Below are 26108 nucleotides of genomic sequence, written 5' to 3'. Positions count from 1 at the left end.
GATGGCCCTCAGATCCGCAATCCGCCCTCGTCGCGGCCGAGCCTGCGGATCACGCAGGCCATCCAGGCCGCCAGCCCGGCCGCGGCAAAGACAACCAGCGCGCGTCCTGCCGCACCTTGCTGATCCGCCAGGTACACGCTGCAAAGCTGTTGCGGCGCGTCCTGGTAGAGCAGTCCCGCCACCAGCGTCATCGCGCTCCAGTTGATCGCGAAGAATGCCTGCAGCACGATCCCGGCACGCGGCCAGGACATACCGAGCGCGGCGCCAGCCGCGATCATGCTCGCCACTTTCGCAACGGACCAGCGCGCATCGAGCACGGCAAGATCCAGTGCGACCGGAAGCATCCAGTAGCTGGCGATGGCCGTGGCGGCAACCAGCCCCGGCAAGCCGCGCCGGTTCCATGCAATGACCCGCGCAAACCGGCCGCACAATGCGGCCGCAACCATGCCGAGTGCCAGGAGCGATGGCAGTTCGATCGCCATATGCCGGAACATCGAGGCCTCCAGCCACCCGCGCAGCAGCGCCAGCACGGCCAGCGCCGCGCCGGGCAGCCAGACCACCGCGGGCCGCTCAGCGCTGCGCATGGACGATGTCGGCCAGCACCGCATCCGGGCGGTCGATGTCGTAGGCGCGGGCGAGCCGGCCCTGCGCGTCGATGAGGAAATGCGCGGCATTGTGGACGTAATCGCCGCGGCCATCCGGCAGCACGACCACGCCGAACGCCTTCAGCAAGGCCGGCAAGTCAGCGGCGTCCGCCACCGAGGCCATGCGCCAGACGGCGGGATCGGTCCCCTGCTTGCGGCCATAGGCACTGAGTACCTCAGGCGTGTCACGGCGCGGATCGAAGCTGATGGCCAGCAACTGGTAGCGCCCGGCAAGGCCGCGCGCAATCAGCTGCGCTTGCAGGTAGGCTTGCCCTGACGCGCTGCTGCGGCAGACCGTGAGGCAGTGTGTGTAGATGAAAGTGACCAGCGTCTGCCGTTGCGCATTACCGGTTTGGCGCAGGGAGAAGCGGCGTCCGGACGCATCGGCCAGCTCGATATCCGGCAGTGCAACGGGGGCTCGCGCCAGGTCGAATTGCCTTGCACCATCCGACGTCACAACGCGGAAGCCGCGTGTCACGTGGGCAAAGGCGAACAGCGCCAGTGCGCTGGCGAGGGCAGTCGCAAACAGGGTGCCCCGCCAGCCGCCCGGCATCACTGCGCTCCGGCGAGCTTGTGCAGTTCGTCGCTATGCCAAGGGTCCTTGCGAGATGCGCTCCATTTGCGCGCCGCGCCAACGGCCGCCGCGTCGATGGCGGGCGCCCTGTTGCCCCACTCGCTGCGGATATGCGTGAGCACCGCGGCCAGTTCGGCATCGCCGAGTTGCTCGCCAAAGGCCGGCATGGCGCCGTTATAGGTCGTGCCCAGGATCTCGACGGGCCCGGTCAGCCCGTGCAGCACGATCTGCGACAGCACCACCGGATCACCCGTCACCAGCGGCGATCCGGCCAGTGGCGGGAAGACGCCGGGCAGGCCCTGGCCGGTGGCCTGGTGGCAGGCCTGGCAGTTGGCCGCGAACAGTTGCTTGCCGTCGGCCACGCGGGCACCACCAGCGGCAGCGCCCTGGGCCAGCGCCTGCGCATTGCGCCGATCGCCAAGCTGGGCGAGCCCGTCGGCGCGCTCGGTCCAGATATAGCTGGCGGCCCAGACCACCAGTCCCGCGACCAGGCCCAGCACGATCTTCGGCACCGGGTTGTGCTGCTCGTGCGGGTCGGCGTGTTCAGTCTTGTGGCTGCTTGGGGGCTTGATCTGCGGCATGGTTCTTCGTGGTGCTGGCGGCGAGTACGAGGCCCTTGGCCAGGCTCGCTTCGGTCGGGGTCAGGACGGGATAGGTGTGGCGCAGCCCGGTGAGGTAGGCCACCAGGTCCAGTGCCTGCGGCGTGGCGACCACGGCCTTCCCGGCCGGGGCGGCGCCGGGCGGCAGCGAAACGACGCGATCGTCCTTGCCGACGGCATCGCTGTCCCTGGTCTCGAACAGGAACGGATAGGCCGGCATGATGCTGCCCGGCACATACGCGCGCGGCTGGTACAGGTGCCCGAGGTGCCAGTCGGCACTGGGCTGGCGCACGCCGATATTGAACAGGTCGGGGCCGGTGCGCATGGTGCCGAGCAGCGGCGGGTCGTCATAGTGATAGTCCGCCGCGACCGAGGGCCGGCCCCAGCCGCGCTGCGCGTCGGCAATGCCCGCGCCCGTGGAACTGGGCTGCTGGGTATGGCAGGCGATGCAGCCGTTGGCCATGTAGACCTGCCGGCCCCGCAATTGCGCGCTGGTGTAGGGCGCGAGTTCCTTCGGCGCGGGCACGTCCTTGAGTTGCAGGAAGGGCACCACGATCATGGCGCAGGTGGCCAGCGACAGCGTCACCATGGCGCCGCCTACGAGCTTCAGTTCGTTTTCCATCGTCGTCGGTCGTCGTCGGTCGTTCAGGCCAGGGATTCGGAAACCACGCGATCGCCCTGCCGCAGCGTGGCCGGACGGAACGCCATCAGCGCGAAGTGGCAGGCAAACACCAGGTGGCCCAGCGTCATCAGCGCGCCGCCGATCGAGCGGCCCTGCAACCATGGCAGGGTCACCGCGACCGACTCCATGAACGGCCGCGCCGGGTCCAGCAGCGCCAGCCCCTGCAGCACGCCGCCGATCGTCAGCGTCACGAGGTAGACCGCAAACCCGCCAGCCACCAGCCAGAAGTGCGCGGAAATCAGCGCCGGTTCCGGCCACGGCGCGTCGACGATGCGCGGCATGGCGAAGTAGATGCCGCCGAAGATCACCATCGACACGAAGCCATACATGCCCAGGTGCGCGTGCGCCACGGTGAAATGCGTGAAGTGCGTGATGGCGTTGAGCGAGCGCAGCGCCTCGAACGAGCCCTGCACCGAGGCCAGCGTGTACATGATCGCGCCCAGCACCACGAAGCGCAGCGTAGGCGAGCGCTTGAGCACGCCGAAATGGCCCTTCAGCGTCAGGTGCTGGTTCACGGAAAAGGCCACCACGGGGATGATCATCATCACGCTCTGCACGATGGAAAGCGTGATCAGCCAGCCGGGAATTGGCCCGCCGATCAGGTGGTGCGCGCCGACCTGGCCGTAGAAGAACGCCAGCGTCCAGAAGCCCAGCAGCGACAGGTTGTACGACTGCACCGGCTTGCCGATGACCTTGGGCAGGAAGTAGTACACGGCGGCAATCGACAGCGGCGTGTAGAACAGCCCGAGCACGTTGTGGCCGAACCACCAGTTCATGGTCGCCTGTTCCACGCCGAAATGCACGCCCGGCACCTTGGCGACGATATAGAGCACCGGAAACCAGAACAGCGCCGCGCCCATGTACCACACCGACACGTAGAGGTGATGCACCTGGCGCCGCTGCAGCATCAGCACCAGCGGCACGCCGATCAGCATGCCGCCCACGGCGAACAGCAGGCCGATCTGCCACGGGATCTCGAGCCATTCCATGCCTGCGTTGATGCCGCTGGCAATCGCTCCCAGACCGGCCACGAGCCCGGCATTCCAGATCAACGTACCGACCAGCGCAAAGCGGCCCCCGCTCAGCGGCGTGCGCAGCAGGCGCGGCATCATCCAGATCGCCAGGCCGAGCAGGCCCATCGGCGCCCAGCCATAGGCGACCGCGTTCAGGTGCAGCACGCGCATGCGGCCGAACGATTGCCATGCCTGCGTGACCAGGAAGTCCGGCAGGTGCAGCTTGAGCGAGCTGACCAGCCCCGCAAAGGACGCGACCACCAGCCAGACCACGGCACAACTCAGGAGCATCAGGGCTGGCAAGGCGCTGGAGCGGTCGGCCCGCGCGCGCGCCGCGAGTTCTTCGGCAAGGTCGGCGTCGGGCGCCAGGGTTGCGCCAGGCCCTGACGGGTCTTCGGGCCGGCCGACCTCGCCGCTGGCAAAGATGGTCCGGGCGCCACTCGACTCCAAATCGAAAAGGCCTTTCCTCAGGGACCAGATAAAGGCGAAGAGGCCGCCGATCGACAGCAGGAAGGTAAGCAGCAGCAGGCTGGTGGGGTCCATGGCTTTGGGGGCGAGACAGGCGCGGTCCGTGGCGGGCCGCATCCGGGAATTGGCCGGCCAATGCTAGAGGCCTTGCCACCGGTGCAACAGAAGCAAAACTGTCGGAAATGACCGGAGCAGTGGATTCCAAGGCGCGACCGTTTGTCGCAGTTGCGCCACTTCGACCCGGGATCCGCATGGCTGGCCAGGCCACAATCTGGTACTTGTCCTCAGCGTCCATTACAGTTGACCTAATCGCAAAAAGGACAAGATCAGATGACCACCGGCGCGCGCCCGATGACACGCTATGAAGAACTGGCCGAGGACATCGCCCAGTCGATCCATGCCGGCGTACTGCGGCTGGGCGACCGCCTGCCGTCGGTGCGCCAGGCCAGCGCAGGCCGCGGCGTGAGCCAGTCGACCGTGTTCCAGGCCTATTACCTGCTCGAGGCGCGCGGCCTGATCCGTGCGCGCGAGCGATCCGGGTATTACGTCGCCACGGGCTCGCGCCAGTTGGCGCCTGAAGCGGAGACACCCTCCGCCCCGGCAGAGGAGTCCGGACCGATCGATGTCAGCGAGCTGGTTTTCAAGGTGCTCGAATCGACCATGCGGCGCGACGTGGTGCCGTTCGGCTCGGCCTTCCCCAGTCCCCTGCTCTTTCCGCTGCAACGGCTGGCCAAAACCATGGCGTCGACGGTGCAGAAGCTCGACCCATGGAGCAGCGTGGACGACCTGACGCCCGGCAATGCGAGCCTGCGTCGCCAGATCGCGCTGCGCTACCTGGGCGACGGCCTGACCGTGCAGGCCGACGAGATCGTCGTCACCAACGGCGCGCTCGAAGCGCTGAACCTGTGCCTGACGGCGGTCACGCGCCCCGGCGATGCTGTGGTGATCGAAAGCCCCACGTTCTACGCGGCGCTGCAGGCGCTGGAGCGCTGCGGCCTGTCCGCGATCGAGGTGCCCACGCATCCGCGCGAGGGCATGGATCTGGGCGCGCTGGAACAGGCGCTGCAGCGCCACCGCCCCAAGGCGTGCTGGCTGATGACCAATTTCCAGAACCCGCTCGGCTCGCTGATGCCCGAAGCCAAGAAGCAGGCGCTGGTGGAACTGCTGGCGCGCTACGAGGTGCCGCTGATCGAAGACGATGTGTATGGCGAGCTTTACTTCGGCACGCGCCGCCCGACGCCGGCCAAGGCGTTCGACAAGGCCGGCCTGGTCATGCACTGCGCGTCGTTTTCAAAATGCCTGGCTCCGGGCTACCGCGTGGGCTGGGCGGCACCGGGCCGCTTTGCGCGCGACGTTGCACGGCTCAAGCTGACCACTACGCTGGCCGGCTCCGCGCCCGCGCAGGCCGCTATTGCCGCCTACCTTGAAAAGGGTGGCTATGACCGCCACCTGCGCCAGCTGCGGCACGCGCTGATGCTGCGGCAGGACGCCGTGGCGCAGGCCGTGGCGCGCCACTTTCCACCCGGGACGCGCGCCACGCGGCCGGCGGGCGGCTACTTCCTGTGGATCGAACTGCCCGAAGGCACCGATACGCTGGCCCTCCACCAGCTCGCACTGTCGCACGGCATCAGCATTGCGCCGGGGCCGATCTTTTCGGCGCGGGCCGGCTTCCGCAATTGCATGCGGCTCAACTACGGGCATGAGTGGGACAAGCGCGCCGAAACCGCGCTGGCCACGCTCGGCCGGCTGGCCCGTGCCGTAGCCAGCGCGCGGCCCTAGCCCTTGGTATCGGCTCGGCTATCGGCGCGGGAAGCCATTGTCACTTGCCGGCAGGATCGTCCTTTGGGTCCAGATAGTTGATGTCCAGCGGGCCGGTGCCGTGGATCTGCACGACCGTCTCGGTCTTGCTGAACGCGTAGTGATGGGCCTTGGCGGGCAGGTAGTGGAAGCCGCCCGTTTTCAGGGCGTGGGCATGGCCCATGTCCATCTTGTCCCCGGCTCCCAGATAGAGCGTCCCGGAGATCACCGTCAGGTTCTCGGCCTGGCTATGCCAGTGGGGTGGCACCTTGTATCCGGCCGGCGTCTTGAGCCGGACGACGAACGGGCCGTCCTTGCCCGGGTCGCCATAGAGCACGGCCAGCTTCGCCCCCTTGGGCAGCGAAGGCGGCGCCTCGCCCCATTTCACCGTGCCGGGATTGATCATCTCCATGCCGGCTGCGGCCGGCTCCTGGGCGCTGGCCAGCCCGGCCGCAAGCGATGACGCGAGCGCCGCTGCCGCCAGCCACGCAAGCTGCAACCGATGGTCCGAAGAATGCGCTTTCATGGTCTTCTCCTTCTTGCCTTGGCACCCGCCACGCGCGGCATGGCCGCCGCATCGCCACCCCGGGCAGTGCCTGAAACCATCGTAGTGCAGAAGGACGATGCCGACGCAACCGGCAACAGTTCGGGCAGGTCCTGTCAGGCGGCCCGGTTCGGCGGATGCGAGTTGTTGCCGCCGGCCGGCGCATGCAGGCGCCGCCAGACCAGCCGCGGCAGGCGCACCAGGCAGCCCGCCGTCAGCCGCAGGTGCATCCAGGCCAGCAGCAGGTTGTCGCGCAGATAGCGGAAATGGGAAACGCCGCCCGCGCTCCGGTCAAAGTAGCGCACCGGCGCGTCGAGGTTGACGGGCCGCACGCCGCGCCAGCACAGGCGCACGGCGACTTCCGGGTCGAAGTCGAAGCGGCGCATCCAGCGGCTTTCCCGCATCACGGCGCGCAACGGCGCGATCGGATAGACGCGGAAGCCGTACAGCGAGTCGCCGACGCCTGCCCACAGCGTCTCCATGTCCGCCCAGAAATTGGACAGGCGGCGCCAGTACACGCGTTCGACCGGCGCGCTTGCGTCGAATACCGGCCGGCCAAGCACCATCGCGTCGGGCTCGCGCATCGACACCGCCATGAACTCGCCGATCAGGTGTGCCGGGTGCTGGCCATCGGAGTCCATCACCAGCACATGGGTGAAGTCCTCCGCGGCGGCGGCCTCGATGCCGTGCATTACCGCGGCGCCCTTGCCCTGGTTTTCCGGCAAGACCAGCACGCGCAGGCTGGCATCGTTCCGGGCCTGCTCCTGCAACCACGCCACGCTCCCGTCGGTGCTGCCATCCACCACCACCCAGACCGGACACCAGGCCTCGCGCGCGGCGCGCAGCGTCTGCCGCAGCATGGCGCCCGGGTTGTAGCTCGGGATCAGTACCAGATGGGTGGGAGACGGCACGGCCATGATTGCGAGATATTCAGGCCATGCCGCCATTGACCGACAGCACCTGGCCGGTCACGTAGGCTGCGGCATCGGAAGCGAGGTAGGCCACCATCCCCGCCACGTCCTCGGGCGTGCCCGCGCGGCCCGCCGGCACGATCTGGCGGAGGCGTTCGGCGGGAAACGCCAGTTCCGACATGGGGGATTCGATTACGCCCGGCGCCACGGCATTGACCGTCACGCCGCGCGACGCCATCTCCATCGCCAGCGAGCGCGTGGCGCCGATCAGGCCGGCCTTGGCCGCGGCATAGTTGGCTTGCCCGCGGTTGCCCATCACGCCTGCCACCGAGGCCATATTGATGATGCGGCCCCAGCGCGTGCGCATCATCGGCATCAGCAGCGGCTGGGTAACATGGAAAAAGCCGTGCAGCGAGACCTCGATCACGCGGCGCCACTGTTCGCGGCTCATGCCGAGCAACGGCGCATCGTCATGGATGCCGGCGTTGTTGACCAGGATCTGGACGGTTCCGTGGGCGAGGATGCCCTGCAACGCCGCCTCGGTGGCCTCGGCATCGGTCACATCGAAGGCAATGGCGCTGGCGGTGCCGCCCGCGGCGCGGATGGTGGCCGCCACGGCTTCCGCCTGGTCCAGGTTGCGGTTGGCGTGTACCCAGACCTCATGTCCGGCGCGCGCCAGCGCATGGCTGATGGCGCTGCCGATGGCACCGCTCGCGCCGGTGACCAGCGCCACCCTGCGCGTGACCTGCGGCGTGCCTTCTTGCGCCATGTGCTGCTCCCTGTCTGGCGGACTTCCAGTTGCGCCGCGCTCAGCGCGTGCGGTTGGCAGCGACATAGTCGGCCAGGCTGCCCAGCGAAGCGAAGATCGTCTTGTTGTCGGGATTGTCCGAGCGCAATTCCACGCCGTACTTGCGGGACACCAGCAGCGCAATTTCGAGGATGTCGATGGAATCGAGCCCGAAGCCTTCACCATACAGCGGCGTTTCGGCCGTGACTTCATCCAGTTTAAGGTCCGCGATATCGAGTTCGCCAATGATCAGGCTGGCGAGTTCCGTTTGGAGTTCGTTCATGTTCGTCAGGGTCTTCTTCCGCGCCACAAAAGGCGCCGGAAGATGGCGGGGCGATGCTACCAAAGCGCGGCACATCGCACTACCTACGAGAAGTTTAGTAACAACATTGGAGCGACTTTGCTGAAACATCTCTGCGCCCGCCGGGTCTTTTAAGGTATAAAACGTTCGCCTTGCCGTCCGGGCACGCCGGAAACCACCCGAAGTGCCGGTTCGGTGGCAAGAAAAGAGTATTTTGCACCACAATAATCGTCAATGTCTTCGAGCCACCTTCCCCACCTCGCTGCAACGTCTTGCGACGCCACGCCGCTGACTCAGCGCGTTGGCTGGATTGCCGCGCCCGTGGGTTTCCTGGCCTATGAGTCGGCTCTTCATCACGCCGCGCACACGCCGGGCGCCGAAGTCGGGGCGCTGATGCTGGGCCTGGCGCCATTCGGGCTGATTGCCCTGGCCGCCGCCTGGCGCTGTGCCCGGCGCCTGCCCTGGCTGATCCTTCTGGCCGCTTGCGGCATCGGCCTGTGGGTCGGCCGCATGCCATTGGCCGCCCATTTCGGCTGGACTTACTTCCTGCAGCACTTTGGCGCGAACCTGGCACTCGCGGCGATGTTCGGCCGTACGCTGCGCCGCGGCGGCACGCCGCTGTGCACCGAGTTCGCAGCGGCCGTGCATGGGCCGCTGTCGCCCGACATGCGGCATTACACGAGCCGTGTCACGCAGGCCTGGACGCTGTTTTTCGCGCTGACGGCGGCCGTATCGCTGATCCTGTTCGCCCTGGCGCCGATGCCCGCCTGGTCGACCTTCGCCAACCTCGGCACGCCCTTGCTGGTCGCGCTGATGTTCGTGGCCGAGGCCGCGTGCCGCCGCGCCTTGCTGCCGGCGGCGAAGCATACCGGCGTGCTCGATGCCGTGCGCGGTTACCGGGCCGTCATGGCCGAGCGCGCCAGCCGTGCCGGCGCGTCGCACTGAACGCGGGTTGCCCATGACCACGTTCCCACTGCTTTCGCACCCGTCATCCGACAGCGTCGTCGCGCTCGCCAGCGGGCAGGCCATCACGGCCAGCCGGTTCCTGGCCGACGTCGACGCGCTGGCCGCACGGCTGCCTGCCGGCCATCATGTCTTCAATGCATGCGCCGACCGTTACCGCTTCGCGGTCGGCCTCTGCGCCGCGCTGCTGTGCGGCAAGGTCAGCCTGCTGCCGCCGTCGCAGACGCCGGACATGGTGCGGCAGCTGGCGGCCTTCGCGCCTGATGTCTTCTGCTTGCATGACGACGCCGATTGCGACGTGGCGCTGCCCCGCTTCTTCTATGCCGCCGCGGACGAGCGCACGCCGTCTGCTACGCAAGCGGCCATCCCCGAGATCCCCGCCGATCGCCTGATGGCCTACGTGTTCACGTCCGGCTCGACCGGCCAGCCCGTCGCGCACGCCAAGACCTGGGGCGCGATGGTACGCGGCGCCCGCGCCACGGCGCAGCGCCTCGGGCTGCTCGATGGCCGCGCCTGGACCTTGGTCGGTACGCTGCCGCCGCAGCACATGTTCGGCCTGGAAGCAACCGTCATGCTGGCGCTGCAAGGCGGCGCGGCACTGGCTTCGGCCCCGGCCTTCTATCCGGCCGATATCCGCGCCGCCCTGCATGCCGCACCGCGGCCACGCACGCTGGTGACTTCGCCGGTGCACCTGCGCGCGCTGCTGCAGGCAGCCGGCGATCTGCCGCCGGCCGACCTGGTGCTCTGCGCCACCGCGCCGCTGGGCCGCCCCCTGGCGCAACAGGCGCGGACCGGCCTGGCGGCACCTGTGCTGGAGATCTATGGCAGTACCGAGACCGGCGCGCTTGCCACACGGGCGACGGCCGACACCGAGGCATGGACGCCGCTGCCGGGCATCACGCTGGACAACCGTCTTGACCCTTGCGCCGACACCGGCTTCGAAACCGTGACGTGGGCCTCCGGCGGGCACATCGACCAGCCCGTCGCGCTCGGCGATGCCGTCGAACCGATCGACGCCACGCGTTTCCGGCTCCACGGCCGCAAGGCCGACATGATCAAGATCGCGGGCAAGCGCACCTCGCTTGCCTACCTGAACCAGCAGCTCGCGAGCATCGAAGGCGTGCAGGACGGTACCTTCTTCCTGCCCGACGATGTCCACGAAGACGAGGCCGCCGGCCGCGTGGTGCGCCTGGTGGCGCTGGCCGTGGCCCCTGGCGTGGCGCCCGCAAAGATCCTGCAAGCGCTGCGCGGGCGCATCGATGCCGCCTTCCTGCCCCGCCCGCTTTGCCTGGTTGACCAGCTGCCGCGCAACGCCGCGGGCAAGCTGCCGCGCGAAGCGCTGGCGCCGCTGGTCGCGGCCCAGCTTGCGCAACGCCATGCACCGGGCTTCGTGATCGATGCCGGGCATCCGGCCTTGGCCGGCCACTTCCCGGGCAACCCAGTGGTGCCCGGCGTCGTGCTGCTGGACCATGCCATCCTGCAGATCGGCGCGGCGCTGGGGCGCCCGGTGGCGGTCACCCAGGTCGGCACGGTCAAGTTCCTCAGCCCGGTCCGGCCCGGTGAACGCGTCGAGGTCGATCACCAGTGGCAAGCCGAAGCGTCCGGTGCCAGCCCGGCCTCCCTCCGCTTTACGTTGAGCGCGAGCGGGCGCGATGTGGCCAGCGGCACGCTGACCATGCGGGCCGCCCAGGGCCGACAGGAGGCATCGCCATGCTGACCTGGCTGCGCAAGGCACAGCCGCTGGACGCCAACTGGTCCAGCCGCGAAGAGCGCAGCAACGTCACGCTGTTGCGCATCATGACCTGGATCTCGCTGGCGCTCGGCCGACCGGCCGGACGCGTGGTGCTGCGGCTGATCGCGGCCTATTTCACGCTGTGCTCGCCGGCGGCGCGCCATGCATCGCGCGCCTACATGGACCGCGCGCTCGGCCGCGAGGCCGGCTGGATCGACGGCTTCCGCCACGTCTTCACGTTCGCGTCGACGATCCACGACCGCATCTACCTGCTCAACGGACGCTTCGACCTGTTCGACATCCGCCTGCACGGCGAGAAGCAGCTCGAAGAGACCATTGCGCGCGGCCAGGGCGCGTTCCTGCTCGGCGCGCACCTGGGCAGCTTCGAAGTGATCCGCGCGATGGGCCGCCAGCATCCGGACATGCGCGTCGCGATCACCATGTACGAAGAGAACGCCCACAAGCTCAACGACGTGCTGCAGTCGATCAACCCGGCCATGCGGCGTGACATGATCACGCTCGGCAAGGTCGACGCCATGCTCAAGGTGCGCGACTACCTCGATCGCGGCTACATGATCGGCATGCTGGCCGACCGCACGCTGTCGCAGCGCGCCACCGACCCGGTCCAGCAGTGCGATTTCCTTGGCGCGCCGACGGGTTTCCCGACCGGGCCGCTGCGCATGGCGGCAATGCTGCGCCGGCCCGTGTTCTTTATCACGGGCCTGTATCGCGGCGGCAATCGCTATGATGTGCACTTCGTGCGGCTGGCCGATTTCTCGCAGGTTCCGCGCGGGCGCCGCGAGGCGGAGGTACAAGGTGCGCTGCAGCGCTACGTCGCACTGCTCGAACAGTTCTGCCGCAGCGCGCCCTATAACTGGTTCAACTTCTACGACTTCTGGCACGCCGGCCCCCCGCTGTCCGGGCAGCCGCCCCCCGGCAACGAGCCCTGACCCCATGCACCGAATCCGCCTGATCCTGCCAGCCCTGGTGCTGGGTGTTGCGCTGTTGCCCGGCATGACCATTCCCGCGTTCGCCGCTGACAGCGGCTCGGCAGCCTGGGGCGTCGACCAGCTCATGTCCGCGCTCGCGCAGCGCAAGTCCGGCCGCGTGCAGTTCACCGAGAAGAAGTACCTGGCCATCCTGGAGCGCCCGGTGGAATCGAGCGGCGAACTCGTCTTCGTCGCGCCGGACCACCTGGAGAAGCGCACAGTCGCCCCCAAGCCTGAAAACCTGGTGCTCGATGGCGACATGATGACCGTGGAGCGCGGCGGCAAGCGTTTCACCATGCCGCTGCAGAACTACCCGGAAATCGCCGCCTTTATCGAAAGCATCCGCGGCACGCTGGCGGGCAACCGTTCCTCGCTTGAGCGTTACTACAAGCTCGGCGTGGAAGGCCGCGCGAGCCGCTGGACGCTTACCCTGACGCCGGCCGATTCGCGCATGGCGGCCATCATCACGCAGGTGCGCATCGAAGGCGCCCATGACGCGCTGGACAGCGTGGAAATCCGGCAGGCCGACGGCGACCACTCGGTCATGAAGATCCGCCCCGCCGCCAGGCCATGATGCCCGCGCCGCGCGGCGGGCCGCGTCCAACCGCCCTGCCGGCCGCGCGCCTGGCCGTGGTCCTCTGGCTGGCCTGGCTGCTGGGCTGCGCGGCCGTCGTCACACGCACCAGTTTTACCGCCGACCTGTCGGCTTTCCTGCCGCGCATGCCAAGCGCCGAACAGCAGTTGCTGGTCGACCAGTTGCGCGAAGGGCTGGTCTCGCGCCTGATCCTGGTTGGGGTGGAAGGCGGCGATGCCGACGGGCGCGCGGCCGTCTCGCGCGCCATGGCCGCGCACCTGCGCAAGGATGCGCGCTTCTCCGCCATCAGCAACGGCGAGCCCGTCAACCAGGCGGCCGACCAGCGCTATCTCTACAACCACCGCTACCTGCTGAGCCCGACGGTCACGCCCGAACGGTTTTCGCAGCAGGGGCTCACGGCGGCCGTCGCGGACACCTTCGACCTGCTGGCCTCTCCTGCCGGGCTCTTCACCAAATCGCTGTTGCCGCGCGACCCCACGGGCGAGGTGATGTCGGTGATGTCGCAGCTCGACGCGCAGCAGCGCGTGCCGATGCATGGCGGCGCCTGGGTCTCGCGCGATGGCCGGCGTGCCGTGCTGCTCGCGCAGACGGCCAGCGCGGGTTCCGATACCGATGGCCAGGCCAGGGCCATCGACGCGATCCGCGAGGCCTTCGCCGACGCAGCCAATGCGGGGCCGTACCGGCTCGTGATGACGGGGCCCGGCGTGTTCTCGGTCAAGGCGCGCGACACGATCCGGCACGACGTGGAACGGCTGTCTGCCATCGGCGTTGCGATCATCGTCACGCTGCTGCTGGTGGTGTACCGGTCGGTGCCCCTGCTCGTGCTCGGGCTGGTTCCGGTGCTGTCCGGCGCGCTGGCCGGCGTGGCGGCGGTCAGCCTCGGCTTTGGCGGCATGGTGCACGGGCTGACGCTCGGCTTCGGCACCACGCTGATCGGCGAAGCCGTGGACTACTCCATCTACCTGTTCGTCCAGTCGGCGCAGTACACGCGTGGCGGGCAGCGCGACAACCGCGCCTGGATTGCCGGCTTCTGGCCGACCGTGCGGCTCGGCGTGCTGACCTCGGTGTGCGGCTTTGCCTCGCTGCTGCTGTCGGGCTTTCCGGGGCTGGCGCAACTGGGCCTGTACTCGATATCTGGCCTGGCCACGGCCGCGCTCGTCACGCGCTTCGTGCTGCCGCACCTGGTTCCGGCCACCCTGCACCTGCGCGACGTCACGCCGCTCGGCACGCGCCTGGCCGCGCTGCTGGCCCGTGCCCGCCGGCTGCGCTGGCTGGTCGCGGTGATCGCCATGGCCGCCTGTGCCGTGCTGTGGGCTCGCCACGAAACCTTGTGGGGGCGCGAACTGTCGGCGCTGAGTCCCGTGCCGGCGGCGGAACAGGCGCTCGACGCCTCGCTGCGCGCCGATCTCGGCGCGCCCGATGTGCGCTACCTGGTGGTGCTGTCCGGCCCGGACCAGGAGTCCGTGCTGCAAGGCGCCGAGCGCGTGGCGCGGCAACTGGACCCGCTGGTCGCTTCCGGCGTCATCGGCGGCTATGAGAGCCCGGCGCGCTACCTGCCCAGCGCCGCCACGCAGCGCGCGCGGCAGGCGAGCCTGCCGCAGCCTGACGAGCTGGCGCGGCGTTTGGACGCGGCGGTCGCGCAGCAACCGGTGCGCCGCGAGCTGTTCGCCCCATTCCTGGCCGAGGCCGGCCAGGCCCGCACGGCTGCGCCGCTGCGGCGCGAAGACCTGAAAGGCACTTCGATGGCGCTGGCCATCGATGCCCTGCTCACGCGGCACGGCGACCAGTGGAATGCCACCCTGCCCCTGCGCGCGCCAGCGTCGGCCAAAGCCACCGACGTGCTGGACAGCCAGCCGATACGCGCGGCATTGGACCGCGCCGGCGTCAGCCATGCGCTCTTTGTCGACCTCAAGCGCGAATCGGACCAGCTCTACGGCGGCTATATGCGCGAAGCGCTGCACCTGTCGCTGGGTGGCGTGCTCGCCATCCTGGTGCTGCTGTCGGTGGCGCTGCGTTCGCCCAGGCGCGTGCTGGCGACCGTGCTGCCACTGGCTGCCGCCGCCCTGGCTGTCATGGGCGGGCTGGCCGCGCTGGGACAGCCGCTCAACCTGCTGCACCTGGTGGGCCTGCTGCTGCTCGTGGCGGTGGGATCGAACTACGCGCTGTTCTTCAATGGCGCGGCCAGTACGGGGCCGACGACGGCCATTTCGGCGCATACACTGGTATCGCTGCTGCTGGCAAACCTGACCACTGTGGCGGCCTTCGGGTTGCTGGCCTGGTCGGACCTGCCACTGCTGAAGGCATTCGGGCTGACCGTCGGGCCCGGGGCGGTACTGGCGCTGTGCTTCTCGGCCATCCTGGCGCGCGCGCCGGCGAACCGCCGCCGCGCCAGGGCCGGACAACCGTAAGACGTTTGTGATGAAACCTGCAACCCACCCGCCTGTCCCGGCACACAATCAGCGGCCAGTCCCCACGCGCCAATGGAGGCCGGGCATGCTGCTGTACGGCGCGGGCGTGGTGCATGTGGGGGCAGCGGCCGCGGTGCTGGCCGATCCTTCCACGCTGGGATGGGCCGCGGCCGGTGTCGGCACCACCCATGCCACGCTGGCGGCGGTGGGACTGTGGCCGCGCAGCACCTGGCTGGGTCCGAACGTGCTGCGCCTGCCGCGCGCGGCAGGCCGCAGCGTCGCCCTGACCTTTGACGACGGCCCGCATCCGGAAATGACGCCACGCGTGCTCGACCTGCTCGACGTCCAGGGCGCGCACGCCACTTTCTTCTGCGTCGGCGAACGCGCGGCACGCTATCCGGGACTGGTGCGCGAAATCGTGCGCAGGGGTCACACGGTGGAAAATCACAGCATGCATCACCGGCTCGATTTCGCGCTGTTCGGGCCATGGCGCATGCGGCGGGAGATCCGCGAGGCGCAGCAACTGCTGGCCGATATCACAGGACAAGCGCCGCGCTTCTTCCGCGCCCCCGCCGGCCTGCGCAACCCGTTACTCGAACCGCTGCTGTGCGCCGAAGGCCTGCGGCTTGCCGCGTGGACCCGTCGCGGCTTTGACACGCGCAACGGCGACCGCGCGGCCAGCGTCGCCCGGCTGCTCACGCGCGACCTGGGCGCCGGCGACGTGCTGCTGCTGCACGATGGCAACAGTGGCGTCGACACTGCCGGCAGGCCGCACTGCACGACGGTGCTGCCCGGCCTGCTGGCGGCCATTGCCAACGCCGGGCTGCAATGCGTGACACTGCCCGCCGGCATGGCGGCAAAGGACCCGCACACGGCTTGATACAATGGCCTCACCCCTGCGCATCCCACTTCCCACACCCTGTGTCGCCGCTCCATCTCTCGCATTTCACTGCCACCAGTTGCATCGGCACCGGGCTTGACGACACGCTGAGCGCCCTGCGCGAACAACGCGGCGGCCTGGCGCCCTGCCGGTTCGCAGACGTCCGCCTCGATACCTGGACCGGAGAAGTCCCGGGCGTGGAGGCTGTCACCCTTCCCCCTGCGCTGGCGGACTTTGAATGCCGCAACAATCGCCTCGCGTTCCTAGCGCTGGAACAGGACGGCTTCGCCGATCGTGTCAGGGAAGCCGTGGCGCGGTATGGCGCGGACCGTATCGGGGTGTTCCTCGGCACCAGTACAGCCGGCGTGCTGCAGACCGAACTGGCCTACCGCCAGCGCGACCCGCAGACCGGGGCACTGCCCCCGGGGTTCAGCTATGCAGGCACCCACAGTCCATATTCGCTGCCCGGCTTCGTGCGCGCGTATTTCGGGCTGAAAGGGCCGGCCGCCGCCGTGTCGTCGGCATGCTCGTCGGGGGCGAAGGTCTTTGCCTCGGCACGCCGCCTGATGGAGGCGGGACTGATCGACGCGGCCGTGGTCGGCGGCGTGGACTCGCTGTGCCACACCACGCTGTATGGATTCGATTCGCTGGAACTGCTGTCGGACCAGCCGTGCCGGCCGTCCGACGCCGACCGCAACGGCATCTCGATCGGAGAAGCCGCAGCGTTCGTGCTGGTCGAGCGCGCGCCGGAATCGGAACAGGCACCGGAAGGCGCCGTCCTGCTACTTGGCATCGGTGAATCGAGCGACGCCCACCACATGTCCGCGCCGCATCCCGAGGGGCTGGGCGCGCGCATGGCCATGGCGCAGGCGCTGGCCAGTGCCGGCGTCGCGCCGGCACAGGTCGACTACGTCAACCTGCACGGCACCGCCACGCGCGCCAATGACGCCGCCGAGGCGCGCGCGCTCAACGCGCTATTGCCGGGTACGCCGTGCAGCTCCACCAAAGGCGCCACCGGACATACGCTCGGCGCCGCGGGCGCGCTCGAAGCGGTGATCTGTGCGCTGGCGCTGCGCCATGGCCTGCTGCCGGGCGGCATCAACACCACGCAGGTGGATCCGGCGCTGGCGCTCGACTACCGCCTCGCCAGCCGCGAACAGCCGCTGCGGCATGTGCTGAGCAACGCGTTCGGTTTTGGCGGTTCCAACTGCAGCCTGCTGCTCGGGCGCGCAACCGGCGGGCAATGACCATGGGCGCACCGCTTCTCGCCTTTATCGAAGGCATCGGCGTGCTGGGCCCGGGGCTCGGCAACTGGGCACAGGCCGGAGGCGTGCTCGCCGGCCGCGAGCCCTACCAGCCCGCGCCGACCGAACTGGCGCCGCCCGCCATCCTGCCGCCGGCCGAGCGGCGCCGCAGCGGCACCGCCGTCAGGCTCGCGCTTGGCATCGGGCAACAGGCCGTGGACGCTGGCGGCATGGAGGCTTCGGACCTGCCCACGGTAATCACGTCGTCGAGCGCGGACGGCCACAACTTCCACGCGATCTGCGAAGCCCTGGCGCAGCCCGAGCCGCTGATGTCGCCCACGCGCTTCCACAACTCGGTCCACAACGTCGCGGCCGGGTACTGGTCGATTGCCACGCGCGCCATGCGCCCGGCCAATGTGCTGAGCGCGCTGGACGCGAGCTTCGCCGCCGGCCTGCTGGAAGCGGCCGCCCAGGTGTCCGCCGACCAGGAGCCGTGCCTGCTGATCGCCTACGACTCCGATTACCCGGAACCGCTGCGCACGCTGCGGCCCATCGCCGCGCCGTTCGGCGTGGCGCTGCTGTTGTCGCCGCGCGCGTCGGAACGATCGCTGGCACGGATTGAAGTGGGATTGGCGCACGCCCCCGTGACGCAGATGGACGATGCCGCGCTGGAGAACCTGCGCCGCTCGATACCGACTGCGCGCGCGCTGCCGTTGCTGCGCGCTGTCGCCATGCAGCCGGCCGGCACGGTCGTGATCGATTATCTGGAAGACCTGCAGCTGCAAGTCGCCGTGCAACCAGCGGCGCGGCCTGGGACTGGCGGATAACGTGCCAGCGCCGCACACGCCGCTGGACCACGCCTGGATCGCGGCCCGAATCCCTCATCAGGGCAGCATGTGCCTGCTCGACAGCGTGCTCGACTGGAATGCGGAATTCATCCGCTGCGAGGCCACGAGCCACCGCAGCGCCGACAATCCGCTGCGCGCGCATGGCCGGCTGGCCGCGGTGTGCGGCGTGGAATACGCGGCGCAGGCCATGGCCGTGCATGGCGCAGTGCTGCAGCAAGGCGCGCGGCGGCCGCGCATGGGCTACCTGGCCAGCGTGCGCAAGCTGGTGCTGGACGTCGAACGGCTCGACGATATTGACGGACCGCTGACCATCGAAGCGCATCGCGTCAGCGGCGAAGGCGCCAACGTGCTTTACACGTTTGAAGTCAGCGGTGGCGGCAAGCGATTGCTTTCCGGCCGGGCGGCGGTCATTCTCGACGTGGCGCTGCCCGGCACCGCCTGATCCGCCTGGTCCGGCTTAGGCCTTGGGCGCAGGCAGGATCTTGCCGGAGACTTCGCCGAAGCCCACGACAAAGCCGTTGCCCTGTGCAAACCCGCTCATGATGATTTCGTCGCCGTCCTCGAGGAAGGCGCGGCTGCTGCCGTCGGCCAGCTTGAGCGGCTCGGCGCCGTTGCGCGTCAGTTCCAGCAGGCTGCCGTAGGAATCCGGCGTGGTGCCGCTGATCGTGCCCGAGCCCATCAGGTCGCCCACGCGCACATTGCAGCCCGACACCGTGTGGTGCGCCAGCTGCTGCGCCATGGTCCAGTACATCGCCTTGAAGTTGGTGCGGCAGATCGTGCTCGGCGCAGCGGCGCCTTGCGGGCGCAGGGCCACTTCGAGCGCGATGTCGTAGGCGTTCTTGCTGTGCTGCTGCAGGTACGCCAGCGGCTCCGGCGACTGCGCGGGATTGTCGCGGCGGAACGGCTCCAGCGCTTCCATGGTCACCACCCACGGCGAAATCGAGGTACCGAAGCCCTTGGAGTTGAACGGTCCGAGCGGCACGTATTCCCACTGCTGGATGTCGCGCGCGCTCCAGTCGTTGAGCAGCACCATGCCGAACATGTGGTCCGGCGCATCGGCGGTGCTGACCGGCTCGCCCAGCGCGGATTCCTTGCCGACGATAAAGCCGACTTCGAGTTCGAAGTCCAGCTTGCGGCACGGCCCGAAGACCGGACGCGCCTCGTTGGGCAGCTTGATCTGGCCGTTCGGACGGCGCAGGTCGGTACCGCTCACCACCACGGAGCTGGCGCGGCCGTTATAGCCGATGGGGATTTCCAGCCAGTTCGGCAGCAGCGCGTTTTCCGGGTCGCGGAACATGCGGCCGACGTTGGTGGCGTGCTCCTTGGACGAATAGAAATCGGTATAGCCCGGGATTTCGACGGGCAGGTGCAGCGTGACCTGGTCCATCGGCACGAGCGCGCGATCGCGCAGCGCGGCGTTGTCGCGCAGGGCGGCGTCGGCGTCCGACAGCAGCGCCGTCAGGCGCTGGCGGGTTGCCGACCACACCGGCTTGCCCAGCGCGATAAAGCGGTTCAGGCTGGCGGCGGCAAAGCTGCCCTTGGCTGCCGCGGGCAGCAGGCCGGCTTCGTCGAGTGCGGCGAGGTCCAGCACAACATTGCCGATTGCCACGCCAACGCGCGCGGCCTGGCCTTTCACGGAGAAGATGCCGAACGGCAGGTTCTGCAGGGGGAAATGGGTCTTGCCGTCGTTGGCGGATTCAATCCAGCTGGTGGTCGGGGCGGTCATAAGGTACTCCGGAAATGTCTGTGGCAAGCGGACGCTGCCGCCTGCCGTTGTTCGTTTTAGGTATGTGGCGCCTGGCCTGCTCAGCGCTCGTTCGGATTGAAATGCTTCTTCAGCCCTTGCCAGCAGGTGTAGTAGTCCTGCTGCAGCGATGCCGAGCGCTCCGCGTAAGGCGTGGGCCGGATCACGCCCGGCGTCTCGAACATGAACGCCATGGTGTCGGTGATGTGATGCGGCGTGGACGTATCGGCCGAGGTCGCCTTGGCGAACGTATCGGCATCGGGGCCGTGGCCGCTCATGCAGTTGTGCAGGCTGGCGCCGCCCGGTGCGAAGCCATCGGCCTTGGCGTCGTACACGCCGGTGATCAGGCCCATGAACTCGCTGGCGATATTGCGGTGGAACCAGGGCGGACGGAACGAGTTCTGCATCGCCAGCCAGCGCGGTCCGAAGATGACGAAGTCGATGGTGTCCACGCCCGGCGTGTCCGACGGCGACTGCAGCACCAGGAAGATCGACGGGTCCGGATGATCGAAGCTGATCGAGCCGATGGTGTTGAAGCGGCGCAGATCGTACTTGTAAGGCGCGAAGTTGCCATGCCAGGCCACCACGTCGAGCGGCGAATGGCCGATATCGGCGCGCCACAGGTTGCCCTGGAACTTGGCGACCAGTTCGAAATCGCCTTCGCGGTCCTCGTAGGCGGCCACCGGCGTCATGAAGTCGCGCGGGTTGGCCAGGCCGTTGGAGCCGATCACGCCCAGGTCCGGCAGCTTGAACAGCGCGCCGTAGTTCTCGCAGATATAGCCGCGGGCCGTGCCGTCCAGCAGTTCCACGCGAAAGCGCACGCCGCGCGGGATCACCACGATCTCCTGCGGCTCGACATCGAGCTTGCCCAGTTCCGTCACGAAGCGCACGCGGCCCTCTTGCGGCACGATGAGCATTTCGCCGTCGGCGTTGTAGAAGAAGCGGTCCTGCATCGACTGGTTGGCCAGGTACAGGTGGATGCCGCAGCCGGTCATGGCTTCCGGGCCGCCGTTGCCGGCCATGGTGACGATGCCGTCGATGAAATCCGTCGGCGTGGCCGGCATGGCCGGCGGGCTCCAGCGCATCTGGTTCGGCGACGCCGGGATTTCGTCGAAGCGGCTCAGGAAGCGCGACTGCTCCACCATCGTGAACGGCTTGTGCACGGCGCCCGGACGGATGCGATACAGCCACGAACGTCGGTTATGGGCGCGCGGCGCGGTGAAGGCCGTGCCGGACAGCTGCTCGGCATACAGGCCATACGGCGCGCGCTGCGGCGAGTTCTGGCCCACGGGCAGTGCGCCCGGCAGCGCCTCGGTGGCGAATTCGTTGGCAAAGCCGGACATGTAGCCGTGTTCGGCCAGCTGGGTGTGCGTGAGGTTCATGGTCGGATCAGCGTCGGGGGTCGGGAGGTTCGTGGCGGAGTCGGGAGGCATGCCGTGCTAGGCCGTGGCATGGTCATGGTCGGCGGTCGGCATGCCGATCGCCTGTTGCAGGGCGCGGAGCACGGCATCCGCGGAAAAACGGCGCCAGCGCGCACAGACGTGCTGGTCGGGGCGCAGCAGGTAACAGGTGCCCGGGTGGGCGTCATAGCGACGCGCGGCCAGGCCTTCGGTATCGGTCACGGCATGCAGGCCTGTCGGGTCCACGCAGTGCTCGCCTGCGGGAACGACGCACAGCACGGCCAACGGCACCGGCGCGGCGGCAAGCGCTTCCAGCGAAACGCCCTCCCCGTTGCCGAACACCATCAGCGTAAAGCCCGCGCCCATTTCGCCAAGCAGCCACGCAGCCCGGGCGGGCGTGCCGGCGGAGACTGGCGCATCGGCACAGGCAGTGCCCGGCACCATGGCGCCGGCAAAGCTGTCGGCATCGGGCGTATTGAGCGGCGAGCCATCCAGCACCGTTGGCTGTGACAGCCGGCCGCTGTTGACCAGTTGCCGCGCGAACGCATGATGGCGGGCAAGCCGCAGCACGGCGTCGCGGAACGTACGGCTCACCGCGCTCTTGGGCGTGATGAAATCGGTCGACCGCGTTGCATGCCGGATGTTCTCGTCGGCCGCGGCCTCGCGTTCACTGGCGTAGGTGTCCAGCAGCGCGTCCGGGGCACGAGCTTGCAGGACCAGCGCCAGCTTCCACGCCAGGTTCTCCGCATCCTGCACGCCGCTGTTGGCGCCGCGCGCGCCGAATGGCGACACCCGGTGCGCGGCGTCGCCGGCAAACAGCACGCGGCCATGGCGAAAGGCATCCATGCGCTGGCAGCAGAAGGTGTAGACGCTGACCCACTCCAGGGTGACGTCGACATCGTCGCCCAGCATCGCGCGGATGCGCGGCATGACGCGCTCCGGCTGCTTCTCCGTGTCGGGGTCCGCGTCCCAGCCAAGCTGGAAATCGATACGCCAGACGTCATCGGGCTGGCGGTGAAGCAGCGCCGACTGGCCGCGGTTGAAAGGCGGGTCGAACCAGAACCAGCGTTCGGCGGGGAATGGCGCCGACATCTTCACGTCGGCAATCAGGAAGCGGTCGCGAAAGACGCGGCCCTTGCTTTCGAGTCCCATCAGCGCCCGCACGGCGCTGTGCGCGCCGTCGGCGGCCACCACGTAACGCGCGTGCAACCGGTAGCAGCCATCCGGCGTCTCGACGGTCAGCCGGACGCCATCCTGGTCCTGCTCCACGCCGCAGACGCGGTGCCGCCAGCGCAGGTCGATGCCCGGCAGTTCCGCGGCGCGGTCGACCAGGAAGCCTTCCAGGTAGTACTGCTGCAGATTGACGAAGGCCGGCCGTCGGTGTCCGCTTTCCGGCTGGAGGTCGAACTGGTACACCAGCGACGCGTCGAAGAACACCTTGCCGACATGCCAGCTGACGCCCTTTGCGGCAATGCCTTCGCCACAACCGAGGCGATCCAGGATATCGAGCGTGCGCTTGGCGAAACAGATCGCGCGTGAACCGCTGGCCAGCGCGCAGTCGTCGTCCAGCAAGACCACCGGCACGCCCCGCTGCGCGAGATCGATCGCCGTGGCCAACCCGACCGGACCCGCACCCACGATCGCAACAGGATGCGACACAGGCAAACCGCGCCCTTCCAGCGGCATGCGCTGTTCGGCACAAGGCTGGTACGCGAAGGTACGGGGCTGGGAGCTGGTGTCCACGGTGTCTCCTGGTCACGCCGGTATCCGGCTGTGCCGCGGTCCTGGGAGTTTTGTCCTTGCAGGACTCCTCAGGCAAAATTACGGAATGCGTAATGCATTTACCATATCGTAATCGTCAGCAACGGACGTGTCAAACCGTTGCCGATAAGACGGCCTCAAGGATGTTCTAGTCGGGAAAAGGGCGATGCGGGGGTTATTGGAGCACCAAGCGCTGCGGCTTCGCAGGCGCGGGTCGAGTCACTTCAGGAATAGTGACCCATGGCTCAGCGCGGCGGAGGCATTTGCGAGCCGCATGGCGGCCTAAGGCGAGGCGATACTGGCAGCAGCAGGCCGCCGCCGCCTGATATGGGGATCGTCTTCAAGAACGAAAAAACGCCGAAATCCAGACAACAGCAACCGGCACAGTCCAGTTCGTACTGTGCCGGTTGCTGCCCCCCTGTCCGGCGTTCCCTGCTTCCGCCGGCCACGTCTGGAACGTGGCCGGTCGGGCAGGGTCATCAGGAGGCCGGCTAGTGCCCCTCGCCTGTACCGGAGCCGAAGCCACCGGTAGCCGGGCTGGCCGCGGTCGCCGGTGCGCTCGCGGCGGCCGGCTGGCCGGCCATCGAGGCTGCCGTGACGCCGCCATTGCGGCTGGCGATGAATGCGTTTACGTCGGCAGCAAGATGCTGCGGCGCCAGGACGACTTCGAGCCCGAGGGCTTCGCATGCCGCCAGGAAGGTCGACATGCGCGGATCGGCCTGGCCAGACTCTGCACGCAGGTAAGCTTCTCGCGAAATCCCCGCCTTGCGGGCAACGTCTTCCTGCTTCAGCTTGCGCGCTCGACGCAACGCCCGCAGTTGCCGGAACGGTTCGCTAGCGCCTCTTGGCACGGCTGTACTGTTCATGTCGGTCTCCAGTCACCAGTGAAAAAAAAGTGCGCGGACGTGCATTCGAGTATAGAGCACGCAAAGCATTCCGTATGTAACTGCCCAAACACTTTGTGCAGATTTCTTGCAACGAGGTTTTCCGGCACAAACGCTCGCTGTCAATGGGTCGAATACTGCACTGCATCGTCGCACCGCCCTGAGACTAACGACGATGTACCGATTGCGTTGACGCGAGAGACCACAAAGTGAGTGACTCCCGCTAAAGCAGGAATGACTTGATTGACAAACCGACCGGTCGTGCTATTCTGCATTTCATGCAAAAAGGCCAACTTACGCGCAACGCCATCATCGCGCAGGCGTTCGACACCGCTGCCCGGGTCGGATTCGAACAATTGTCGCTGGCGAGCCTGGCGGCGGACACGAATATGTCCAAGAGCGGGCTCTACGCGCACTTCAAGTCGAAGGAAGCGCTGCAGCAGGCCGTGCTGGAGCTGGCCACGGAACGTTTCGCCGCGATGGTCGCGCGACCCGCCATGCGCCAGCCGCGCGGCGTACCGCGGCTGGAGGCGCTCTTCGAGGGTTACCTGGAATGGCTGGGCGGCACGGTGACCCAGGGTCGCTGCCTGTTCATGGCGCTTGGCCAGGAATACCGCGACAAGCCGGGCGCGATCCGCGACCAGGTGGTGCAGTCGCTGAAGGACTGGCACAGCACCATCGCCCGCGTGGTGACGGACGGCATCGAGGAAGGCCAGCTGGCGCCGGAGGTCGACGCACGCCAGTTCGCCTTCGACATGGTGGGCATCGGCATGTCGTTCCAGCAATCGTCCAAGCTGCTGGGCCGCGCCGACGCCGAAGCCATGGCGCGCCGCGCATTTGCCGGCCTGCTTGAACGCGCCCGTCCGCGGACGCCGACGGCGAACTGACTACCCACGAAGGATCCCGAACGACGGCACGCGATTTCCCAAAAAAAGCACGACTGGTCGTTCTTTATAACAGCGCAGACGCCACCAGGCACGAACCGCCTGATCGGGACCGATCCGCGCGCCCAATCCGTTGGAGGTGTGTTGTGAGGCAGGGACTTTCATCATCGACGTCAGGCTCCGCCGAGAAGATCACGGCTCCGGGCCAATGGGCGAAGGACGCCCTGACGCGACTGCGCTGGCAGGCCGGAAGCCTGCTCGACCCGGTCGGCACCGCGCGAGCGCTGGAAAGGCTGTGGTTTGGCCCCCGGCATGCGATCCCGAACGGCGCCGCGCTGCGCGTAGTCGAGCGCGCGCGTGCCGACTGGGCGTTGGTCGTTGGCCACGGGCCGAGCCGGCGCGTGCGCATCTACCGCTGGGGCAACAAGGGCCCTGTCGTGCTTCTGGCTCACGGCTGGGGCGGCCATGCAGGCCAGTGGCATGCCGTTGTCGATGGGCTGCTGGCAGCCGGCATGCGCGTGGTGGCATTCGATGCGCTGTCGCATGGCGCCTCGGATGCCGGCGTGCGCGGCAGCACACAGACTTCCGTGCTGGAGATGTCGCGCTCGCTGCTGGCGGCAGCGTGGCACGCGGGCCCGGTGCATGCGGTGGTTTCGCATTCGCTCGGCAGTGCCGCCGCCGCGCTGGCGATTCGCGAAGGCCTGCCCGTGCGCGCCGCCGTCATGCTGGGGCCCCCGGCCGATATGCAGGCTGCCTGCGCGACCCTGGCCTGGCGGCTCGGCATCGGTCCACGCGTGCTCGCGCGCATGCAGCGCGCCAGCGAGCAATGGCTGGGCATGCCGTGGTCCGCCTTCAACGTGCCGGAGGTGGGCCGGACCCGGCCCGTGCCGCCGACCTTGATCGTCCATGACCGGCACGACCGCGAAGTGCGCTGGGAGGACGGCGCCGCCATTGCCGGCGCGTGGCCGCAATCGCAACTGGTGACGACGGAGGGCCTGGGGCACCGGCGCATCCTGCAGGACGCCAGTGTCATCGCCCGCATCGCCAGCTTCATCCGACCGGTGGCCGAGCAACCTGTACCACGGCTGGTGCTGCCAGACCTGGCTTTGCAGTGAAACGGGAGAACCGCCATGTTCCTGGTCAGCAACGACATGACAGCCACCCTGCCCGCCCGCGCGTCGCTGCGCGTAGTAGCGGATCCGGGCGAAAGCGTCGCGGTGCGCTGCACCGAAGGCGAGCTGTGGCTCATCCGCGACGGCGATCCGAAAGACACCTCGCTGGCCGCCTGCGAGAGCTTTACGCTGCCCGAAGCCAGCCGCGTCGAGCTATACGCCGTCACCCCGGCCACCTTGCGCGTGACGCGCTGCCGATCAGGCGCCACGACGGGAAGCACCTGGCGCAGCCGCTTCAGGCGCCTGCTAGGGCTGACCCAACCCTTCCCCGCTGGTCGCTAGCG

26 protein-coding genes are annotated in these 26108 nt (G+C 68.4%); 13 read left to right on the top strand and 13 right to left on the bottom strand.

Annotated elements, in window-relative coordinates:
* Positions 1-8: 8 nt before the first annotated feature.
* Genes AC3FKG_RS22735 through AC3FKG_RS22715 form a run of 5 tightly spaced genes read right to left on the bottom strand, consistent with a single transcriptional unit; the run spans position 9 to position 4055 of the window.
* Entirely contained in the window at positions 9-584 is a 576-nt protein-coding gene (locus tag AC3FKG_RS22735) for a hypothetical protein (RefSeq protein WP_488744182.1), read from the bottom strand.
* On the bottom strand, positions 571-1197 hold the full coding sequence (locus tag AC3FKG_RS22730) for an SCO family protein (protein WP_488744181.1): 627 nt from the start codon (positions 1195-1197) through the stop codon (positions 571-573). The genes AC3FKG_RS22735 and AC3FKG_RS22730 overlap by 14 nt, the downstream gene beginning before the upstream one ends.
* Positions 1197-1799 carry a c-type cytochrome gene (locus AC3FKG_RS22725; RefSeq protein WP_488744180.1) on the bottom strand — a complete coding sequence of 201 codons (603 nt, stop codon included), beginning with the start codon at positions 1797-1799 and terminating at the stop codon, positions 1197-1199. The genes AC3FKG_RS22730 and AC3FKG_RS22725 overlap by 1 nt, the downstream gene beginning before the upstream one ends.
* Positions 1762-2439, bottom strand: coding sequence for a cbb3-type cytochrome c oxidase subunit II (locus AC3FKG_RS22720; RefSeq protein ID WP_483711833.1), 678 nt, complete (start codon positions 2437-2439; stop codon positions 1762-1764). Before AC3FKG_RS22720 ends, AC3FKG_RS22725 begins: the two co-directional genes overlap by 38 nt.
* Positions 2440-2462: 23 nt before the next feature.
* Positions 2463-4055: a cbb3-type cytochrome c oxidase subunit I gene (locus AC3FKG_RS22715; RefSeq protein WP_483711834.1), complete on the bottom strand. Its 1593-nt coding sequence runs from the start codon at positions 4053-4055 to the stop codon at positions 2463-2465.
* Positions 4056-4331: 276 nt separating this feature from the next.
* Here AC3FKG_RS22715 and AC3FKG_RS22710 point away from each other — a divergent pair, with 276 nt between their 5' ends.
* Positions 4332-5759: an aminotransferase-like domain-containing protein gene (locus AC3FKG_RS22710; RefSeq protein ID WP_488744211.1), complete on the top strand. Its 1428-nt coding sequence runs from the start codon at positions 4332-4334 to the stop codon at positions 5757-5759.
* 40 nt (positions 5760-5799) lie between these two features.
* Here AC3FKG_RS22710 and AC3FKG_RS22705 read toward each other — a convergent pair whose 3' ends face one another.
* From AC3FKG_RS22705 to AC3FKG_RS22690, 4 genes are all read right to left on the bottom strand, one after another.
* Positions 5800-6303: a cupin domain-containing protein gene (locus AC3FKG_RS22705; RefSeq protein ID WP_483711835.1), complete on the bottom strand. Its 504-nt coding sequence runs from the start codon at positions 6301-6303 to the stop codon at positions 5800-5802.
* Between the two features lie 134 nt (positions 6304-6437).
* Positions 6438-7238 (bottom strand): glycosyltransferase family 2 protein, encoded by an 801-nt coding sequence (locus AC3FKG_RS22700; RefSeq protein WP_483714367.1) that lies wholly within the window; start codon positions 7236-7238, stop codon positions 6438-6440.
* Positions 7239-7251: 13 nt separating this feature from the next.
* Positions 7252-8001, bottom strand: a complete 750-nt coding sequence (gene fabG, locus AC3FKG_RS22695) for a 3-oxoacyl-ACP reductase FabG (protein WP_488744179.1) — start codon at positions 7999-8001, stop codon at positions 7252-7254.
* Between the two features lie 40 nt (positions 8002-8041).
* Positions 8042-8302 (bottom strand): phosphopantetheine-binding protein, encoded by a 261-nt coding sequence (locus AC3FKG_RS22690; RefSeq protein ID WP_483711837.1) that lies wholly within the window; start codon positions 8300-8302, stop codon positions 8042-8044.
* Positions 8303-8554: 252 nt separating this feature from the next.
* Between AC3FKG_RS22690 and AC3FKG_RS22685 the strand changes: the two genes are divergently transcribed.
* From AC3FKG_RS22685 to AC3FKG_RS22645, 9 genes are all read left to right on the top strand, one after another.
* The gene (locus AC3FKG_RS22685) at positions 8555-9265 is read left to right on the top strand and encodes a COG4648 family protein (protein WP_488744178.1); all 711 of its coding nucleotides are present in this window, start codon (positions 8555-8557) and stop codon (positions 9263-9265) included.
* Between the two features lie 13 nt (positions 9266-9278).
* On the top strand, positions 9279-11000 hold the full coding sequence (locus AC3FKG_RS22680; RefSeq protein WP_488744177.1) for an AMP-binding protein: 1722 nt from the start codon (positions 9279-9281) through the stop codon (positions 10998-11000).
* A complete protein-coding gene (locus AC3FKG_RS22675) occupies positions 10994-11965 on the top strand; it encodes an LpxL/LpxP family acyltransferase (RefSeq protein ID WP_483711840.1) in 972 nt (323 codons plus the stop codon). The genes AC3FKG_RS22680 and AC3FKG_RS22675 overlap by 7 nt, the downstream gene beginning before the upstream one ends.
* Positions 11966-11969: 4 nt before the next feature.
* Positions 11970-12578 (top strand): LolA-related protein, encoded by a 609-nt coding sequence (locus AC3FKG_RS22670; RefSeq protein ID WP_488744176.1) that lies wholly within the window; start codon positions 11970-11972, stop codon positions 12576-12578.
* Complete coding sequence (locus AC3FKG_RS22665) at positions 12575-15007, top strand: MMPL family transporter (protein ID WP_483711842.1); 2433 nt, start codon at positions 12575-12577, stop codon at positions 15005-15007. Before AC3FKG_RS22670 ends, AC3FKG_RS22665 begins: the two co-directional genes overlap by 4 nt.
* Before the next feature lie 85 nt (positions 15008-15092).
* On the top strand, positions 15093-15887 hold the full coding sequence (locus AC3FKG_RS22660) for a polysaccharide deacetylase family protein (protein WP_488744175.1): 795 nt from the start codon (positions 15093-15095) through the stop codon (positions 15885-15887).
* 41 nt (positions 15888-15928) lie between these two features.
* Complete coding sequence (locus AC3FKG_RS22655; RefSeq protein ID WP_483711844.1) at positions 15929-17134, top strand: beta-ketoacyl-[acyl-carrier-protein] synthase family protein; 1206 nt, start codon at positions 15929-15931, stop codon at positions 17132-17134.
* Positions 17131-17958 carry a beta-ketoacyl synthase chain length factor gene (locus AC3FKG_RS22650; protein ID WP_483711845.1) on the top strand — a complete coding sequence of 276 codons (828 nt, stop codon included), beginning with the start codon at positions 17131-17133 and terminating at the stop codon, positions 17956-17958. Before AC3FKG_RS22655 ends, AC3FKG_RS22650 begins: the two co-directional genes overlap by 4 nt.
* A 67-nt stretch (positions 17959-18025) precedes the next feature.
* Positions 18026-18421 (top strand): ApeP family dehydratase, encoded by a 396-nt coding sequence (locus AC3FKG_RS22645; protein ID WP_488744210.1) that lies wholly within the window; start codon positions 18026-18028, stop codon positions 18419-18421.
* A gap of 15 nt (positions 18422-18436) precedes the next feature.
* On the opposite strand, the gene fahA is transcribed toward AC3FKG_RS22645, so the two are convergent.
* The 4 genes from fahA to AC3FKG_RS22625 all read right to left on the bottom strand — a co-directional run bounded on the left by fahA (position 18437) and on the right by AC3FKG_RS22625 (position 23750).
* Positions 18437-19705 carry a fumarylacetoacetase gene (gene fahA, locus AC3FKG_RS22640; protein ID WP_483711846.1) on the bottom strand — a complete coding sequence of 423 codons (1269 nt, stop codon included), beginning with the start codon at positions 19703-19705 and terminating at the stop codon, positions 18437-18439.
* An 80-nt stretch (positions 19706-19785) separates the two neighbouring features.
* The gene (hmgA, locus tag AC3FKG_RS22635; protein WP_483711847.1) at positions 19786-21105 is read right to left on the bottom strand and encodes a homogentisate 1,2-dioxygenase; all 1320 of its coding nucleotides are present in this window, start codon (positions 21103-21105) and stop codon (positions 19786-19788) included.
* Positions 21106-21162: 57 nt separating this feature from the next.
* Positions 21163-22866 carry an FAD-dependent oxidoreductase gene (locus AC3FKG_RS22630; RefSeq protein ID WP_488744174.1) on the bottom strand — a complete coding sequence of 568 codons (1704 nt, stop codon included), beginning with the start codon at positions 22864-22866 and terminating at the stop codon, positions 21163-21165.
* A gap of 509 nt (positions 22867-23375) precedes the next feature.
* Positions 23376-23750 carry a helix-turn-helix domain-containing protein gene (locus AC3FKG_RS22625; RefSeq protein WP_211946536.1) on the bottom strand — a complete coding sequence of 125 codons (375 nt, stop codon included), beginning with the start codon at positions 23748-23750 and terminating at the stop codon, positions 23376-23378.
* Positions 23751-24046: 296 nt separating this feature from the next.
* On the opposite strand from AC3FKG_RS22625, the gene AC3FKG_RS22620 reads away from it, so the two are divergent.
* From AC3FKG_RS22620 to AC3FKG_RS22610, 3 genes are all read left to right on the top strand, one after another.
* On the top strand, positions 24047-24655 hold the full coding sequence (locus tag AC3FKG_RS22620) for a TetR/AcrR family transcriptional regulator (RefSeq protein WP_488744173.1): 609 nt from the start codon (positions 24047-24049) through the stop codon (positions 24653-24655).
* A 188-nt stretch (positions 24656-24843) separates the two neighbouring features.
* Complete coding sequence (locus AC3FKG_RS22615) at positions 24844-25767, top strand: alpha/beta fold hydrolase (protein ID WP_483714369.1); 924 nt, start codon at positions 24844-24846, stop codon at positions 25765-25767.
* Between the two features lie 15 nt (positions 25768-25782).
* Positions 25783-26106, top strand: a complete 324-nt coding sequence (locus AC3FKG_RS22610; RefSeq protein ID WP_488744172.1) for a DUF2917 domain-containing protein — start codon at positions 25783-25785, stop codon at positions 26104-26106.
* Positions 26107-26108 lie beyond the last annotated feature (2 nt).

Source organism: Cupriavidus sp. 22TCCZM04-2, from assembly GCF_057798895.1.
The sequence above is the reverse complement of the archived record's forward strand: the minus strand, read 5'-3'. Positions and strand labels throughout refer to the sequence as shown.